13 protein-coding genes are annotated in these 15642 nt (G+C 72.6%); 9 read left to right on the plus strand and 4 right to left on the minus strand.

Annotated elements, in window-relative coordinates; translation table 11 throughout:
• Nucleotides 1–4: 4 nt before the first annotated feature.
• Nucleotides 5–958: an NEW3 domain-containing protein gene (locus IEY98_RS25745; protein ID WP_189213202.1), complete on the plus strand. Its 954-nt coding sequence runs from the start codon at nt 5–7 to the stop codon at nt 956–958.
• Nucleotides 959–1162: 204 nt separating this feature from the next.
• Here IEY98_RS25745 and IEY98_RS25750 read toward each other — a convergent pair whose 3' ends face one another.
• Nucleotides 1163–1597 carry a nitroreductase family deazaflavin-dependent oxidoreductase gene (locus IEY98_RS25750; RefSeq protein WP_189213203.1) on the minus strand — a complete coding sequence of 145 codons (435 nt, stop codon included), beginning with the start codon at nt 1595–1597 and terminating at the stop codon, nt 1163–1165.
• Nucleotides 1598–1699: 102 nt separating this feature from the next.
• On the opposite strand from IEY98_RS25750, the gene IEY98_RS25755 reads away from it, so the two are divergent.
• The 4 genes from IEY98_RS25755 to IEY98_RS25770 all read left to right on the plus strand — a co-directional run bounded on the left by IEY98_RS25755 (nt 1700) and on the right by IEY98_RS25770 (nt 6694).
• On the plus strand, nt 1700–2365 hold the full coding sequence (locus IEY98_RS25755; RefSeq protein WP_189213204.1) for a TetR/AcrR family transcriptional regulator: 666 nt from the start codon (nt 1700–1702) through the stop codon (nt 2363–2365).
• A 98-nt stretch (nt 2366–2463) separates the two neighbouring features.
• Nucleotides 2464–3684: a thiolase family protein gene (locus tag IEY98_RS25760; protein WP_189213205.1), complete on the plus strand. Its 1221-nt coding sequence runs from the start codon at nt 2464–2466 to the stop codon at nt 3682–3684.
• A complete protein-coding gene (locus tag IEY98_RS25765; RefSeq protein ID WP_373292460.1) occupies nt 3684–5789 on the plus strand; it encodes a 3-hydroxyacyl-CoA dehydrogenase NAD-binding domain-containing protein in 2106 nt (701 codons plus the stop codon). The genes IEY98_RS25760 and IEY98_RS25765 overlap by 1 nt, the downstream gene beginning before the upstream one ends.
• An 83-nt stretch (nt 5790–5872) precedes the next feature.
• A complete protein-coding gene (locus IEY98_RS25770) occupies nt 5873–6694 on the plus strand; it encodes a DUF72 domain-containing protein (protein WP_229787440.1) in 822 nt (273 codons plus the stop codon).
• Here the strand turns inward: IEY98_RS25770 and IEY98_RS25775 are convergent.
• Both IEY98_RS25775 and IEY98_RS25780 read right to left on the minus strand, forming a co-directional pair.
• Nucleotides 6678–7793: a sensor histidine kinase gene (locus IEY98_RS25775; protein ID WP_189213207.1), complete on the minus strand. Its 1116-nt coding sequence runs from the start codon at nt 7791–7793 to the stop codon at nt 6678–6680. The two genes, IEY98_RS25770 and IEY98_RS25775, sit on opposite strands and share 17 nt — an antisense overlap.
• Nucleotides 7794–8459: a response regulator transcription factor gene (locus IEY98_RS25780; protein ID WP_189213208.1), complete on the minus strand. Its 666-nt coding sequence runs from the start codon at nt 8457–8459 to the stop codon at nt 7794–7796. It lies immediately after the preceding gene.
• 56 nt (nt 8460–8515) lie between these two features.
• Here IEY98_RS25780 and IEY98_RS25785 point away from each other — a divergent pair, with 56 nt between their 5' ends.
• The 4 genes from IEY98_RS25785 (at nt 8516) to IEY98_RS25800 (ending at nt 13575) form a co-directional block, all read left to right on the plus strand.
• Nucleotides 8516–9163 carry a class II aldolase/adducin family protein gene (locus IEY98_RS25785; protein ID WP_189213209.1) on the plus strand — a complete coding sequence of 216 codons (648 nt, stop codon included), beginning with the start codon at nt 8516–8518 and terminating at the stop codon, nt 9161–9163.
• A 251-nt stretch (nt 9164–9414) separates the two neighbouring features.
• Complete coding sequence (locus IEY98_RS25790; protein ID WP_229787441.1) at nt 9415–11115, plus strand: PEP/pyruvate-binding domain-containing protein; 1701 nt, start codon at nt 9415–9417, stop codon at nt 11113–11115.
• Between the two features lie 4 nt (nt 11116–11119).
• The gene (locus tag IEY98_RS25795; protein WP_189213210.1) at nt 11120–12340 is read left to right on the plus strand and encodes an MFS transporter; all 1221 of its coding nucleotides are present in this window, start codon (nt 11120–11122) and stop codon (nt 12338–12340) included.
• Nucleotides 12337–13575: an ATP-grasp domain-containing protein gene (locus IEY98_RS25800; RefSeq protein ID WP_189213211.1), complete on the plus strand. Its 1239-nt coding sequence runs from the start codon at nt 12337–12339 to the stop codon at nt 13573–13575. Before IEY98_RS25795 ends, IEY98_RS25800 begins: the two co-directional genes overlap by 4 nt.
• Here IEY98_RS25800 and dxs read toward each other — a convergent pair.
• Nucleotides 13572–15488, minus strand: coding sequence for a 1-deoxy-D-xylulose-5-phosphate synthase (dxs, locus tag IEY98_RS25805; protein ID WP_189213212.1), 1917 nt, complete (start codon nt 15486–15488; stop codon nt 13572–13574). The two genes, IEY98_RS25800 and dxs, sit on opposite strands and share 4 nt — an antisense overlap.
• Nucleotides 15489–15642: the final 154 nt, after the last annotated feature.

The raw sequence follows: 15642 nt of genomic DNA on the forward strand, positions 1-15642 counted from the left end.
AGCGATGCGCTCCAGACTCCTGCTCCTGCTCGCGGTCCTCGGTCTGCTCGCCGCACCGGTCCCGGCGTCGGCGTCGGCCGCCGTCGCGGTGACGATCGGCGCCGTCGACCTCGACGGGCCCGCTGTGTCCACTGTGGAGGTGACGGTGACCAACGGCGGCTCGGCGCGGCTGTCGCGGCTGTCGGTCTCGTTCGCCGGGCCGATCGGCTGGACGTCGTACCCGGCGTCGCGGTCGGTGAAGGAGGCGCTCGCCCCCGGCGCGTCGGCCACGGTGGAGTTCCTGATCCACGTCCCGGAGAAGCCCGCGTCGTTCACGGTGCGCAAGTTCACCGCGACCGCGTCCTACCGGGGCGGCGACGGGGCGGGGACCGCCACCGGAACCCGCCTCGAGCGGTCCGGCGCCCCGCTGGCCGGGTTGGCGGCCGCGTACAACAACGTGGGCGTCACCGCGGAGTCCAACCCCACGCCCGGGAACTTCGACGGCGAGGGCAACTCGTTCTCCTCGGCTCGGCTCGCCGAGAAGGGCCTGACCCCGGGCGCCGCGGTCACGGCGCTGGGCGCGACGCTGCGCTGGCCGTCCGTGCCGGTCGGGACCCCGGACAACGCCGCGGGCGGCGGCCGCACGATCGAGTTCACCGGGCAGGGCTCCCGCCTGGTGTTCCTCGGCTCGGGCTCCAGCTTCGCCGCGACCGGCACGGTGACGGTCTGGTACTCCGACGGCACCGCCGCGTCGGCCACCCTCGGCTTCCCCAACTGGTCCTTCCAGGACGCAGGCGCCCACGGCGCGACCCTGGTGGCGGCGACGGCCGGCCGCAACCGCCCAACCGGCTACGGCGACGCGGCCTACGAGTACCGCGTCTTCGCCAACTCGATCCCCCTGGACCCGGCGAAGACCGTCGAACTGGTGACCCTGCCCGGCAACGGCGCGGTCCACGTGTTCGACCTCGCCACCGCGTAACCCCACGCGCCGGATCACCCCCCGACCCCCGGGTGATCCGGCGCGTCCCACAACGCAGCAGTCACTCCGGGGACAAGCCCGGGGCGATCACACCGCACGCACTGTCCTCAACACACTCGAGACGCCCGCCCACACATCCACGACGCCATCGCCGTCCAAGCGCGCGGTCAGCGACGACAGCGGGCACCCCCACGACGCGCAGGCTCAGCTCAGGCGGAACACCGGATGGTCCGGGGCGACGCGCAGCAGTTCGGCGGTCGGGGAGTCGGCGTCGACCTTGTCGAAGAAGACGCCCACTTCCCAGGCCCAGCGCTTGAGGTAGGCGCGGAGGACGTCGACCTTGGCCGGGTCGGGCAGTTCGGTCGCGGTGAACGGCTCGGCCTTCTTCCCGAGCCGCAGCTCGCCCTCGCCTGCGACTCGCAGGTTCCGCACCCACTCGGTGTGGCCACGCGGGGCCACCAGGTAGCGCTCACCGTCCATGACCAGCAGGTTGACCGGGGTCGACCGGAGTTGCCCGCTCTTGCGACCGCGCACGACCAGCACCCGCGACCCCGCCACGTTCACCCCGCGCCGCACCAGGAACGCCACGATCGGGTTGAACACGCGCTGGGTGAACGAGCCGGGCTTCTGGTACCGCATGGCGTCTCCTCGACGTTTCTGAGAGCACTGCTCTCCCTGTGCGTCCCAGTAAAACCGAGAGCACTGCTCTCGTCAAGAGCACTGCTCTCGTAGACTCCCCCCATGGCTGAGCACCGCACGACGCGGCACCAGGCGAGGGCCGCCGCGATCCGGCAGATCAAGGACGAGGCCCGCAGGCAGTTGCGCGAGGACGGAGTCCACAACCTCTCCCTGCGCGGCGTGGCCCGGTCCATGGGGTTCGTCTCGTCGGCCATCTACCGCTACTTCCCCAGCCGCGACGAGTTGCTGACCGCGCTGATCATCGACGCGTACGACGCGCTGGGCGAGGCCGCCGAGCAGGCGGACGACCCGGGGGCGCCGCGCGCGCAGCGCTGGGCGCGGGTCTGCCGGGCCGTCCGCGCGTGGGCGCTGGCCAACCCGGCTGAGTACATGCTGATCTACGGCTCCCCCATCCCCGGCTATCAGGCCCCGCGCGACACGGTCGGCCCCGCGACGCGGGTGGCGAAGGTGCTCACCACCATCGCCGAGGACGCGCCCGACTCGCCGCTGAGCCCCACCCTCGCCAAGCAGATGACGGACACCGCGGCGGCCCTGGACAGCCCGATCGCGCCGGGAGCGATGGCACGGGTGGTCCGGGCATGGACACAGGTGTCCGGGATGGTCAGCTTCGAGCTGTTCGGCCAGTTCAGGGGCGCGATCGAGCCCGCGGACGAGTTCTTCGACGCCGCCGTTGCCGACCTGGCCGAGCAGGTCGGCCTCGGCAGCTGACGCGCACCACCCGACCGTGGCACGCCCGCCCGCTGCTACTCGTCGGTAACATCGGCTAGCATCGTTACCGGTCGGTAGTCCAACTCGAAGGAGCACCCGTGGCCGCACCCGCCGCACCCGAGCGGGCCGTTCGGAACGTGGTCTTCGTCGACGGTGTCCGCACACCGTTCGGCAAGGCAGGACCGAAGGGCATCTACGCGGAGACCCGCGCTGACGACCTCGTCGTGAAGGTCATCCGCGAACTGCTGCGCCGCTATCCCGAGCTCCCGCCGGAGCGCGTCGACGAGGTCGCCATCGCGGCGACCACGCAGATCGGCGACCAGGGCCTGACCATCGGCCGCACGGCGGCGCTGCTGTCCGGGCTGCCCAAGTCCGTGCCCGGCTTCGCCATCGACCGCATGTGCGCGGGCGCGATGACCGCGGTGACCACCACCGCCAGCGGCATCGCCTTCGGCGCCTACGACATCGTGATCGCAGGCGGCGTCGAGCACATGGGCCGCCACCCGATGGGCGAGGGCGTCGACCCGAACCCGCGCATCGTGGCCGACAAGCTGGTCGACCCGACCGCGCTGGTCATGGGCCAGACCGCGGAGAACGTGCACGACCGCTACCCGCACCTGACCAAGCAGCGCTGCGACGAGTACGCCGCCCGCAGCCAGGAGCGCTACGCCGAGGCGGTCAAGACGGGCAAGATCGGCCCCGAGCTGGTCCCCGTCGCCACCCGCTCCGCCGAGCTGGGCTGGGGCCTGGCCACCGAGGACGAGCCGCCGCGCCCCGGCACCACCGTGGAGACGCTGGCCGCGCTCAAGACCCCGTTCCGCCCGCACGGGCGCGTCACCGCGGGCAACGCCGCGGGCCTCAACGACGGCGCGACCGGCTGCATCCTCGCCGACGAGGCGACCGCCCGGGAGCTGGGCCTGCCGGTCGGCATGCGGCTGGTCGGCTACGCCTTCGCGGGCGTCGAGCCCGAGGTGATGGGCGTCGGGCCGGTCCCGGCCACGGAGAAGGTGCTCGCCCGCACCGGTCTGTCCATCTCGGACATCGGTCTGTTCGAGATCAACGAGGCGTTCGCCGTGCAGGTGCTGGCGTTCCTCGACCACTTCGGCATCGCCGACGACGACCCGAGGGTCAACCAGTGGGGCGGCGCGATCGCCTGCGGGCACCCGCTGGCGTCCTCCGGCGTGCGGCTGATGACGCAGCTGTCGCGCCAGTTCGCCGAGCGCCCCGACGTGCGCTACGGCCTGACCACCATGTGCATCGGCATCGGCATGGGCGGAACGGTCATCTGGGAGAACCCGCACTGGAACGGGGAGAAGTGATGTTCACCAAGGACGAGGCCGCCGCGGCCTTCCCCGACGAGGTCGTCACCCGCGCGGTCACCCGGCTCGTGCGGGTCCCGGGCGTGGCGCAGCCGGTCGCGCTGATCACGCTGGACAACGGCCACGACCACACCCGCCCGTCGACCTTCGGGCCGCAGAGCCTGGTGAGCCTCAACGAGGCGCTCGACGTCGCCTTCGCCGCCGAGCCCTCGGCGATCGCGGTCACCGGCAAGCCGTTCATCTTCGCCGTGGGCGCCGACCTGTCCGGCGTGGAGCAGGTCGCCCAGCGCGAGCTCGCGCACAGGATCGCCGAGGCCGGGCACACGGTGTTCAAGCGGTTCACCGACTCGCCGGTGCCGACCTTCGCCTTCGTCAACGGCGCGGTGATGGGCGGCGGCGTCGAGCTGGCGCTGTCCTGCCACTACCGCACGCTCAGCGACAACACGGCCGCGATCGCGCTGCCCGAGGTGTTCCTCGGCCTGTTCCCGGGCTGGGGCGGCACGCAGCTGCTGCCGAACCTCATCGGCCCGGACGCCGCGGTCACCGTGATCTTCGAGAACGCGCTGTCGCAGAACCGGATGCTCAAGCCGAAGCAGGCGTTCGAGCTGGGCATGGTCGACGCGCTGTTGGGCTCGGCGGACTTCATCGAGGAGTCGCTGCGCTGGGCCGCCGACGTGCTGGCGGGCGCCGTCACGGTGGAGCGCAGGGAGATCGACCGCGGCGCGGGCTGGGACGCGGCCGTCGCCCGGGCGAGGCAGATCGTCCAGGACAAGACCAAGGGCGCATCGCCCGGCGCACTGCGGGCGCTGGAGCTGCTGGAGCTGGCGCGGGAGAACGACCTCGACCGCGGTTACGCCGCCGAGACCGAGGCGCTCGCCGACGTGCTCATGACCGACGAGCTGCGCGCGGGCCTCTACTCGTTCAACCTCGTGCAGAAGCGCGCCAAGCGGCCCGCGGGCGCGCCGGACAAGGGCCTGGCCCGGCCGGTGACCAAGGTCGGCATCGTCGGCGCGGGCCTGATGGCCTCGCAGATGGCGCTGCTGTTCGCCCGTCAGCTCAAGGTGCCGGTGGTGCTCACCGACATCGACCAGGCGCGGGTCGACAAGGGCGTGTCCTACGTGCACGCCGAGATCGACAAGCTCGCCGCCAAGGGGCGGCTGTCGGCCGACGGCGCGAACCGGCTCAAGGCCCTGGTCGGCGGCTCGCTGGACAAGGCGGCCTTCGCCGACGCGGACTTCGTCATCGAGGCCGTGTTCGAGGAGATGAAAGTCAAGCAGCAGGTGTTCGCCGAGGTCGAGGCGCACGTCAGCGAGACCTGCGTGCTGGCGACGAACACCTCGTCGCTGTCGATCACCGAGATGGCGTTCCGCCTGAAGCACCCCGAGCGGGTCGTCGGCTTCCACTTCTTCAACCCGGTCGCGGTCATGCCGCTGCTGGAGATCGTCCGCGCCGAGCGCACCGACGACGCCACCCTGGCGACGGCGTTCTCGGTGGGCAAGTCGCTGAAGAAGTCCTGCGTGCTGGTCAAGGACGCCCCGGCGTTCGTGGTCAACCGCCTGCTGACCCGCTTCATGGGCGAGATCATCCGCGCGGTGGACGAGGGCACGCCGTTCGAGGTCGCCGACAAGGCCACCGAGGACCTCGGCCTGCCGATGAGCCCGCTGGTGCTGCTGCAGCTCGTCGGCCCCGCCGTCGCCCTGCACGTCGCCGAGACGATGCACCGAGCCTTCCCCGACCGCTTCCCGGTGAGCGACAACATGAAGCGGTTCGTGGAGGCGGGCAAGACCGCGGTGTGGACGTGGGACGCGGCGGGCAACCAGACCGTCGACCCCGAGGTCGCCGCGCTCTGGCAGTTCGGCGACACCCCGCTGTCCTCCGACGAGGTGCGCCAGCGCGCGCTGGAGGGCGTCGCCGAGGAGATCCGCATCATGCTCGACGAGGGCGTGGTCGCCGAGGCCCAGGACATCGACCTGTGCATGATCCTCGGCGCTGGCTGGCCGTTCTGGATGGGCGGCGCGACGCCGTTCCTCGACCGCGAGGGCATCGCGGAGAAGGTCAACGGCAAGCCGTTCCTGGCCCCGGGCGTCGCCTCCGTCCCGGCCTGACCCGCTCCGCTGCCCCCGGTTCGCCTGAGCCGGGGGCAGCGGCGTGTTCGGCCCGGCTCCCCCAGCGGTGTCATCATGGGCCGGTGGCAGGCACCGTCCGGATCGGGACGTCGGGGTGGGTGTACCCGCCCTGGCGCGGTGTGTTCTACCCGAAGGGCGTGACGCAGAAGCGGGAGCTGGCCTACCTGGCCAGCCTGCTGGACTCCGTCGAGATCAACGGCTCCTTCTACTCCCTGCAGCGCCCCAGCAGCTACGAGTCCTGGCGGGACCAGACGCCCGACGACTTCGTGTTCGCGGTCAAGGGGTCGCGCTTCATCACCCACATGAAGCGCCTCCGGGACGCCGAGGCGGCCATGGCGAACTTCTTCGCCTCCGGCCTGCTCGCGCTCGGCCCCAAGCTCGGCCCGCTCCTCTGGCAGCTGCCCGCCACCTTCCCGTACGAGCGCGACGTCATCGAGGACTTCCTCAAGGCGCTCCCCCGCAGCACGGCCGAGGCCGCCCGCCTGGCCGCCAAGCACGACCACCGCGTCGACGGGCGCGCCCACACCACCACCGACGAGGACCGACCGCTGCGGCACGCCGTCGAGCCCCGCAACCCCGGCTTCACCTCCCCGGAGTTCACCGACCTGATGCGCGCGTACGGGACGGCCATCGTGGTCGCCGACGCCGCCGGGGACTGGCCCAACATCGAGGAGATCACCACCGACTTCGTCTACATCAGACTGCACGGCGACGAGGAGCTCTACACCAGCGGGTACACCGACGCCGCCCTCGACCGCTGGGCCGCCAAGATCCGCCGCTGGCTGCGGCACGGCGACGTCTACGCCTACTTCGACAACGACGCCAAGGTCCGCGCCCCCGTCGACGCGCAGGCCCTCAAGGCCCGCCTCACCCCGCCCGCATGACGGGGAGGCGGACGGTCACCACCAGCCCGCCACCCGGCACCGCCTCCGCGGTGACCCGCCCGCCGTGGGCGCGCACGACCGCCCGCACGATCGACAGCCCCAGGCCCGTGCCCGTCTGCGCGGTCCGGTCGACCCCGCCCCGGCGGAACGGCTCGAACAGCTCCCCCACCCGCTCGGGGGCGACCACCGCGCCGGACGATGCGACCCGCAGCACGCTCCACTGTGGATCGTGACTGGTCCTGACCTCGATCCAGCCGCCGTCGTGGTTGTGCCGCACGGCGTTCTCCAGCAGGTTCCCCGCCACCCGCTCCAGCAGCGGCGCGTCGCCGATGACCGGGGCGGGGGCGGTGTGGAAGGTCGCGGTGACCGCCCGCGCGTCGGCCTCGGCGCGGATGGCGCGCCACGCGCTGGCGACCACGGCAGCCAGGTCGACCGGACCGGTGGCCCCGACGCCCAGGCCGTCCGTGCGGGCCAGCACCAGCAGCGCCTCCACCAGCCTGCCCGCCTTCAGCGTCGCGGTCCTGGCCACGTCGCCCATCCGCCGCAGCTCGTCGACGGAGGCGTCCGGGTCGGCCAGGGTCACGTCCAGCTCGGTGCGGATCACCGCGAGCGGCGTGCGCAGCTCGTGGCTGGCGTTGGCGACGAACTGGCGCTGCGCGGCGAAGGCCGCCTGCAGCCGGTCGAGCATCGCGTCGAAGGTGGCGGCCAGCTCGGCGACCTCGTCGCGGGGGCCGCGGTGGTTGATGCGCTGGCCGAGCGACTCCACCGACAGCCGGTGCGCGGTCGCCGTCACCTCGCGCAGCGGGCGCAGCACCCGGCCGGTGACGACCCACGACAGCAGCGCCGTCGCCGTCACCACGCACACGAACGCCACGGACCCGGCCAGCAGCAGCCGGTCGCGGGCGTCGTCGGCCAGCGCGTCGGCCAGCTTGTCTGCCGTCACCGGGACGCCGCCGACCAGCACCGTCTCCCCCGGCGGCAGCGAGGGCACCGAGGCGACCACGCCACCGGCGAGCACCCAGCCCAGCCACAGCAGCAGCGCGCTGACCACCGCGACCAGCAGCGTGGCCAGCAGCGTGATCCGCGTCCGCAGCCCCACCTACTTCGCCGCGCGCACGCGGTACCCGGACCCGACGACGGTGTCGATCAGGCCCGGATCGCCCAGCTTCTTGCGCAGGGTCATCACCGTGACGCGCACGGTGGTGGTGAACGGGTCGGCGTTCTCGTCCCACACCCGTTCCAGCAGTTCCTCGCTGCTCACCACGGACCCGCGCGCGGAGAGCAGGACCTCCAGCACGCCGAACTCCTTGCGGGTCAGCTCCACCGGCTGCCCCGCCCTGGTCACCGTGCGGCGGGCCGGGTCGAGCTCCAGATCGCCCGCGACCAGCACCGGCGGGGTCACCGGGGTCGCGCGGCGGGCCAGGGCGCGCACGCGCGCGACCAGCTCGGGGAAGGCGAACGGCTTGGCCAGGTAGTCGTCGGCGCCCAGGGACAGGCCCTCGACCCGGTCGGCGACGGCGTCGCTGGCGGTCAGCATGAGGACCCTGGTGAGCGCGCCGGAGGCGACGATCTCCCGGCACAGCTCGTCGCCGTGCATGCCGGGCAGGTCGCGGTCGAGGACGACGACGTCGTAGCGGGTGATGCTCGCCTTCTCGTGGCCCTCGTTCCCGTCGAGCGCGACGTCCACGGCCATGCCCTCGCGCCGCAGGCCGCGGGCGATGGCCTCGGCCAGGGGCTCCTCGTCCTCCACGATCAGAATTCGCACCCCACAAAGGTGCCACACCTGCCGCGGGACCGTCCGGTTTGGGCATGATCGGGGACATGAAGCTGCGTGCGGCGCGCGACGAGGTGGCCCGGCAGTCCCGGCGGCTGGCCGCCGAGGGCATGGTGCTGGGGACGGCGGGCAACGTCAGCGCCCGCGACGGCGACCTCGTCGCGATCACCCCGACCGGGATCCGGCTGGCCGAGGCGCGGGCCGAGCAGATCACCGTCGTCGACCTCGACGGGACGGTGGTCGACGGCGCCCTGGCCCCGACCTCGGAGCTGGACCTGCACCTGGGCGTCTACCGGCGGTACCGGGCGGGCGCGGTCGTGCACACGCACGCCCCCATGGCCACCGCGCTCTCCCTGGTCCTCGACGAGCTGCCGTGCGTGCACTACCAGCTGATGGAGCTGGGCGGCACCGTCCGCGTCGCGCCCTACCGCACCTTCGGCACCCCGGAACTCGCCGACGCGGTGCTCGACGCGCTGGACGGCAGGACGGCGGCGCTCATGGCCAACCACGGCGCCCTGACCCACGGCGCGGACCTGGCGACGGCGACCGAGCGCGCGCTGCTGCTGGAGTGGGGCTGCACGCTCTACTGGCGCGCGGCGGCCATCGGCGCTCCCCGCACCCTCAGCCGGGCCGAGCGCGCCGAGTACGACGAGCAGGTGACCCGGCTCGCGTACGGCCGCACGCGCGAACTCTGATGTCCGCATCGTGACCGTCGTCCCGTTTCCGACAATACGGGCACGGCTATACAGTTGATTTCGGCAATTCCAATCCCCGAAACCCGCTGTTCACCTAGTGGTAAGGTCAACTTGACCGAGGGGAAAGGTGTCGTGCCGTGTCGACCCAGCACGCTGAATTATCATTACCATCCGTAGTTGATCAGCTACTTGACGTCTCCACGTTCGACCGGTTGTCCGGCATGTTGTCGGGCATCCCGTATGTGAAAGTCGTGATCGACAAAGTCACGAACAGCATTCATTTCCTCGACGAGGCGGCGCGCCTGCTGCACGTCCAGTACATCGCCAAGCACATTCTCGATCTTCCCCCCGGCGAGATCGAACGGATCTTGGACGCGTTCAACCACAGCGTCATGCGCGCGCCGGATCGCCGCTTCTACCTGGCCACCCTTGGCCAGTACGAGCGCGGCGGCTCCCCCTTCTACGCGCTGGAGACGACCGAGGTCGACACGATGTCGGCCGACATGGCGCGCGACCTGTACGAGCGGGTACGGCGCAGCGTCGTCGGCCCGCCGGTGTTCTTCAAGCCCGCGAACCACCTGCAGGAGCGATTCGTCGCGCTAATTCCGCCGGACGAGCTGCCCCGGGTGCACGCCACTGAATTGTATGCGTCCTCACCTTTTGTCCCGCTTCGTCCCGGACGCGCCCACGGCCGTTTGCGCGCATTCGGGAGCGAGGCGGAATACCGCGCCGCGGAACCGCTGCGCTGGTTCGACATCGTCGTCATGGACCGCGTTCCCGAGGACATCCCGAGGGTGTCCGGAATTCTCAACTCCGCGCACACCACGCCGCTGTCGCACACGAACATCCTCGCCCGCGGCTGGGACATCCCCAACGCCGTCCAGCTCGGCGTCCTCGACACCATCGCGCGCGACGGGCTCGACGGCGCCTGGGTCGTCTACGAGGTCGATCCCGCCCAGCCGTCGGTCCGGCTGAGCCGCGGCGAGCCGCTGCCCGTCGACGCGGGCCCGCCACGTCGGGCGGTGGTGGTGCCGGTGGCCGACACCGCGCACGACGAGATCGCCCCGCTCGACCGGATCGGCATCGCCGACGCCGTCCGCTACGGCACCAAGGCCGCGCACGTCGGCGAGGTCGCGCGCGTGCTGCGGGACGGTTCCGACCGGCTGCTCGGCTACTACGAGCGGCCCCGCCCCCCGCGCCCGAACCTGCTGGCCCACCTCGCCCGGCTCCTCGACGAGCCGCGGCCGGACGCGCTCGCCGACGCCGCGAACCGCCTGCTGCGCGAGACGCTGTCCGTCCCGCCGGGCATCGCGCTGCCGTTCGGGACCGCGAACACCGACGATCTGGGCGCCCGCGTCGCCGCGGCGCTCGCCCACCACGTCGGCCCCGGCCCGTACGCGGTGCGCAGCTCGTCCGACGCCGAGGACCTGCCCGGCTTCTCCGCGGCGGGCATCTACGAGTCGCTGACCGGCGTCGCCGCCGAGGACGTGCCCGCCGCCATCGCCAGGGTGCGGGCGTCGCTGCGCTCCCCGCGCGCGACCCGGCTGCGCCGCGAGGCGGGCATCGCCGACGCGCACATGGCCGTGATCGTGCAGCGGCAGGTGCACGGCGACCTCGGCGGCGTCATGGTGACCGCGAACCCGGTCCAGCCCGCCGACATCCGCGGCGTGTTCCTCAACATCTCCCCGCGCTCGGTCGAGGACGTCGTCTCCGGCGCGGCCCTGCCGATCGAGCACGTCTACAACACGATGGAGGGCGGCGGGCGGACGCTGTCCCTCGGCGCATTCCAGTCCGATGTGGACGACACGGTGAAGCCGCTGCTGGCCCGGCTCGCGCTCGCGGGCAGGCTGCTGCAGGCGCACTTCGCCGACGGCGACCAGCCGGTGGACGTGGAGTGGGTGGCCGCCGACGGGCGCGCGCACCTGGTCCAGATCAGACCGTTCGGGGGCTGAGCGCATGCGGTCCACCCGCCTGCGCGGCGACGCCGTCGCGCGCGTGATCCGGGTCAACGCCGGGTTCAACTTCTGCTTCGGGCTGCTCTGGTGGCTGCCGGTCTTCTACGCCTACCAGCGCGACGCCGGTCTCGCCGACAGCGAGATCTTCGGCATCCAGAGCATCTACTACGTGGCGTTCTGCCTGCTGGAGATCCCCACCGGCATGCTCGCCGACCGCTTCGACTACCGCCGGTTCCTCGGCGCGGGCGCGGCCGTGCTGCTCGTGGCGAACCTCGTGCCCGTCGCGTGGCCGACCTACGCGGGGTTCCTGGCGCACTTCCTGCTCATCGCGCTGGCCCGGTCGCTGGTCTCCGGCGCGTGCAGCGCCTACCTGTACGAGTACCTGGACCGCAGCGGCGCCAAGGAGCGCTACCGCGACGCCGAGGGCAAGGCGCGGTCGGCGAGCCTGGTCGGCCGAGTTGTGTGCTGGCCGTTCGTCGGGCTGCTCATGCAGGTCGAGCACACCCTGCCGTACTGGCTGAGCGCGGCCAGCGCGGCGGGCGCGTGCTGGCTCGCCCTGCGGCTGCCCGCGCTGCCCGACCCGGTCCACGGGGCGCTCGGCGGACCGAGGGCCGCGCGGCCGGTGTGGTCGGCGCTGCCGCAGGCCTTCGCCGCGCTGCGCCGCGGCCGCGTCCTGCTGCTGATCATGGTGCAGGGGGTCGCGGTCTTCACGCTGGTGCGGGTGTTCCAGGTCAACCTGGCCCAGCCGATCCTCGCCGAGAAGGAGGTGCCGCTCGGGGTCTACGGCGCGATCTTCGCCGGGATGACGCTGCTGGAGTCGCTGGGCGCGGCGCGCACGGGATGGCTGCGCGGACGGCTGTCCGACCGGACCGCGGTGTTCCTGCTGACCGTCGCCATGGCAGCGTGCCTCGCGCTGGCCGTGCCTGCCGAAATGGTCGGGACCGTCGCCATCCTCGGCGTGTTCTCGCTGGTCTCCGGGCTGTCCTACCCGATCCAGCGCACGCTGGTGAACGACGCGATCACCGACTCCCGGCACCGGGCGACGATGCTGTCCGCGGAATCGATCATCGACCGGGCGGTGTGCGCCCTGGTCGTCCTCGCGCTCGGCGGCTACCTCGACGCCGGGGCGCTGGGCGCGTTCCTGGTGCACACCGCGATCGCCACCGCGGTGCTGATGGCGGTCGTCGCCGTCGCGCTGCGGCACGTCAGGGGGACCCGATGAGCACCCCGATGATCGCCATCGCCGACCCGTACTCCTCCGCGCACCGGATCGCCCCGGCGTTCCGCGCCCGGGGCGTGCGGGCGATCGCGCTGCGCACCGCGTTCACCCTGCCCGACACCGCGCGGTCCACTTGGGACCCCGGGCAGTTCGACCACATCATCGACGCCACCGCGCCGCTGGAGCGGGTGCGCGAGCGGCTGGCCGCGCTGCACCCCATCCGCATCCTGCCGGGCAGCGAGACCGGCGTGCGCATCGCCGACGAGCTGACCAGCGCGCTGCTGCCGGAGACCGGCAACGTCGCCGCGCTGGCCGCCGCCCGCCACGACAAGTGGCAGACCGGGCTGGCCGTCATCGACGCGGGCCTGCCCGCGCTGGCGCAGCTCGCCACGTCCGACGCCGACGAGCTCGCCCGCTGGCGCACGGCCAACGGCCTCGACGGCGAGCCGATCGTCCTCAAACCCGTGCACAGCGCGGGCGCGGACAGCGTCCACCTGGTCGCCCCGCACGCCGACCCGCGGCCGACGTTCGCCAGCATCCTCGGCGGGCGCAACCGGATGGGCCGCCGCGACGACGTCGTCCTCGCCCAGGAGTTCGCCCGCGGCGTCGAGTACGCCGTGGACACCTACTCCGCCGACGGCGCGCACGCGGTGGTCATGGTCAGCGTCTACACCAAGCACGCCGTGGGCGACCGGCTCGGCATCTACGAGTCCGTGCGGTGCCTGCCCCACGACGCGCCGGAGACCGCCGAGCTGGCCGACTACGTGCGCGCCGTCCTCGACGTCGTCGGGCTGCGCAACGGCAGCGCGCACGTCGAGGTCATGCGCACCGCGCGGGGACCGCGCCTGATCGAGGTCAACGCCCGCACCGCGGGCAACCCGCTGCCGGAGATGACCAGGCTGGCCACCGGCGCCGACCAGATCGACCACTGCGTCCGCCACGTCGTGGACGGCGTGGCCGGGCCCCGCGACTACCGCATGGACCGGCACGTGACCGCGGCGTTCCTCTCCAGCCCCCGCACGGGCGTCGTGGCCGATGCCGGGCCGCTGGAGGCGCTGGCCGACCTGCGCACGTGCGTGGGCATGCACCTCACGGCACGCTCCGGCGAGCGCGTCGACCGCACGGTCGACGTGTTCACCAGCATCGGCCGCGTGCTGCTCGCGGGCGACGACCCGGACGCGGTCGCCGCCGACTACGCGCGGGTGCGCGCTGCCGAGCGGCGACTCGTGGTCGGCTAGTGGAGGCGTTCGTGCGCGGCCTGGTCCGCCGAGCCGCGCACGATCAGGTCCGACGCCCACCCGGTCACCCGGCGCGCCACGTCCTGGGCGGTCAGGCCGATCCGGGACAGCACCTCGTCGCGGGTGCCCTGCTCGTGGAAGGCGTTCGGGATGCCGAGGTCGCGCAGCGGGACGTCCACATCGGAGTCGCGCAGCAGCGCGGCGAGCGACCAGCCGAAGCCGCCGTGGCGGCCGCAGTCCTCGACGGTGACGACCAGCTTGTGCTCGGCGGCCAGCCCGGCCAGCTCGACCGGGGCCGGGGTCACCCAGCGCGGGTCGACGACCGTCACGCCGATGCCCTCGGCGGCCAGCCGGTCGGCGGCGGCCATGCCCAGCCCGGCGAACGAGCCGACGGTCACCAGCAGCACGTCCTTGCTCTCGCCCGGCTCGCGCAGGATGTCCACCGACCCGCGCCGCGCCACGGCGGGGATGTCGTCGGCGACGGCGGCCTTCGGGAAGCGCAGCACCGACGGCCCGTCGTCGATCGCCACGGCCTCGCGCAGCTCCGCGCGCAGCGTGGCGGCGTCGCGCGGGGCGGCGATGCGGATGCCCGGGATCATGCCCAGCATCGACAGGTCCCACATGCCGTGGTGGCTCGCGCCGTCCGGGCCGGTGATGCCCGCGCGGTCCAGCACGACGGTGACCGGGAGCCGGTGCAGGGCCACGTCCATCAGCATCTGGTCGAAGGCGCGGTTGAGGAACGTCGAGTAGATCGCCACGACCGGGTGCAGCCCGGCCATCGCCAGCCCGGCCGCGGAGGTGACCGCGTGCTGCTCGGCGATGCCCACGTCGAAGCAGCGCTCGGGAAAGCGCTCGGCGAACGGCGCCAGCCCGGTGGAGCGCAGCATCGCCGCGGTGATCGCCACGACCTCGGGCCGCTCGGCGCCGACCTCGGCCAGCTCGTCGGCGAACACGTGCGTCCACGTGGTGCCCCTGGTCTTGCGCGGGGCGCCGGTGTCGGGGTCGATGGGGTCGGTTTGGTGCATCTGGTCGTACTCGTCGTTCTCGGCGAGCGGGTAGCCGTTGCCCTTGCGGGTCACGGCGTGCACCAGCACCGGGCCGCCGAAGTCGCGGGCGCGGCGCAGCGCGGACTCCATCGCCTCGATGTCGTGCCCGTCGACCGGGCCGAGGTACTTCAGGCCCAGGTCCTCGAACAGCACCTGCGGGCTCAGCGCGTCCTTGATCCCGCGCTTGGCCGCGTGCAGCGCGGCGTAGATCGGCTTGCCGACGACGGGCGTGCCCTGCAGCACCCGCTTGCCGCCCTCCAGCGCGCGCTCGTAGCCGGGACGCAGGCGCAGCGTGGTCAGGTGGTCGGCCAGGCCGCCGATGGTCGGCGAGTAGGAGCGGCCGTTGTCGTTGACGACGATGACGACGCTGCGCTCGCGGCCCGCGGCGATGTTGTTCAGCGCCTCCCAGCACATGCCGCCGGTGAGCGCGCCGTCGCCGACCACGGCCACCACGGTGCGCTGCTCGCCGCGCAGCTCGAACGCCTTGGCCATGCCATCGGCGTAGGACAGCGCGGTGGAGGCGTGGCTGTTCTCGACGAGGTCGTGCTCGCTCTCGGCGCGGCACGGGTAGCCGGACACGCCGCCCTGCTGGCGCAGGTCGTCGAAGGCCGTGCGGCGGCCGGTGAGGATCTTGTGCACGTAGCCCTGGTGGCCGACGTCATAGATGATCGGGTCGCGCGGGGAGTCGAACACCCGGTGCAGCGCGATCGTCAGCTCCACCACGCCCAGGTTCGGTCCGAGATGACCACCCACCCGGGTGACCTTGTCGACCAGGAACGAGCGGATCTCGACGGCCAGCCGGTCCAGCTCCTCGTGGGTGAACCGCCGCAGGTCGGCCGGTCCGTGCACGGTGTCCAGCAGCGTCACCGAGTCGTCACCTCGTCTTTCGCGCGTTCGAGCGGTCGTCCGGTCAGTCTACGAGTGCGCCGTCTTGGCGTGCCGGGCCGTCACACACGATCACCGGACGCCGATTGCTCCCGTTGGGTATGGTTTGCCCGCACGTGAGGGGGAAGGGTTTGCC

The sequence above is a fragment of the Actinokineospora fastidiosa genome, assembly GCF_014648415.1.
GTDB classification, from domain to species: Bacteria; Actinomycetota; Actinomycetes; order Mycobacteriales; family Pseudonocardiaceae; genus Actinokineospora; species Actinokineospora fastidiosa.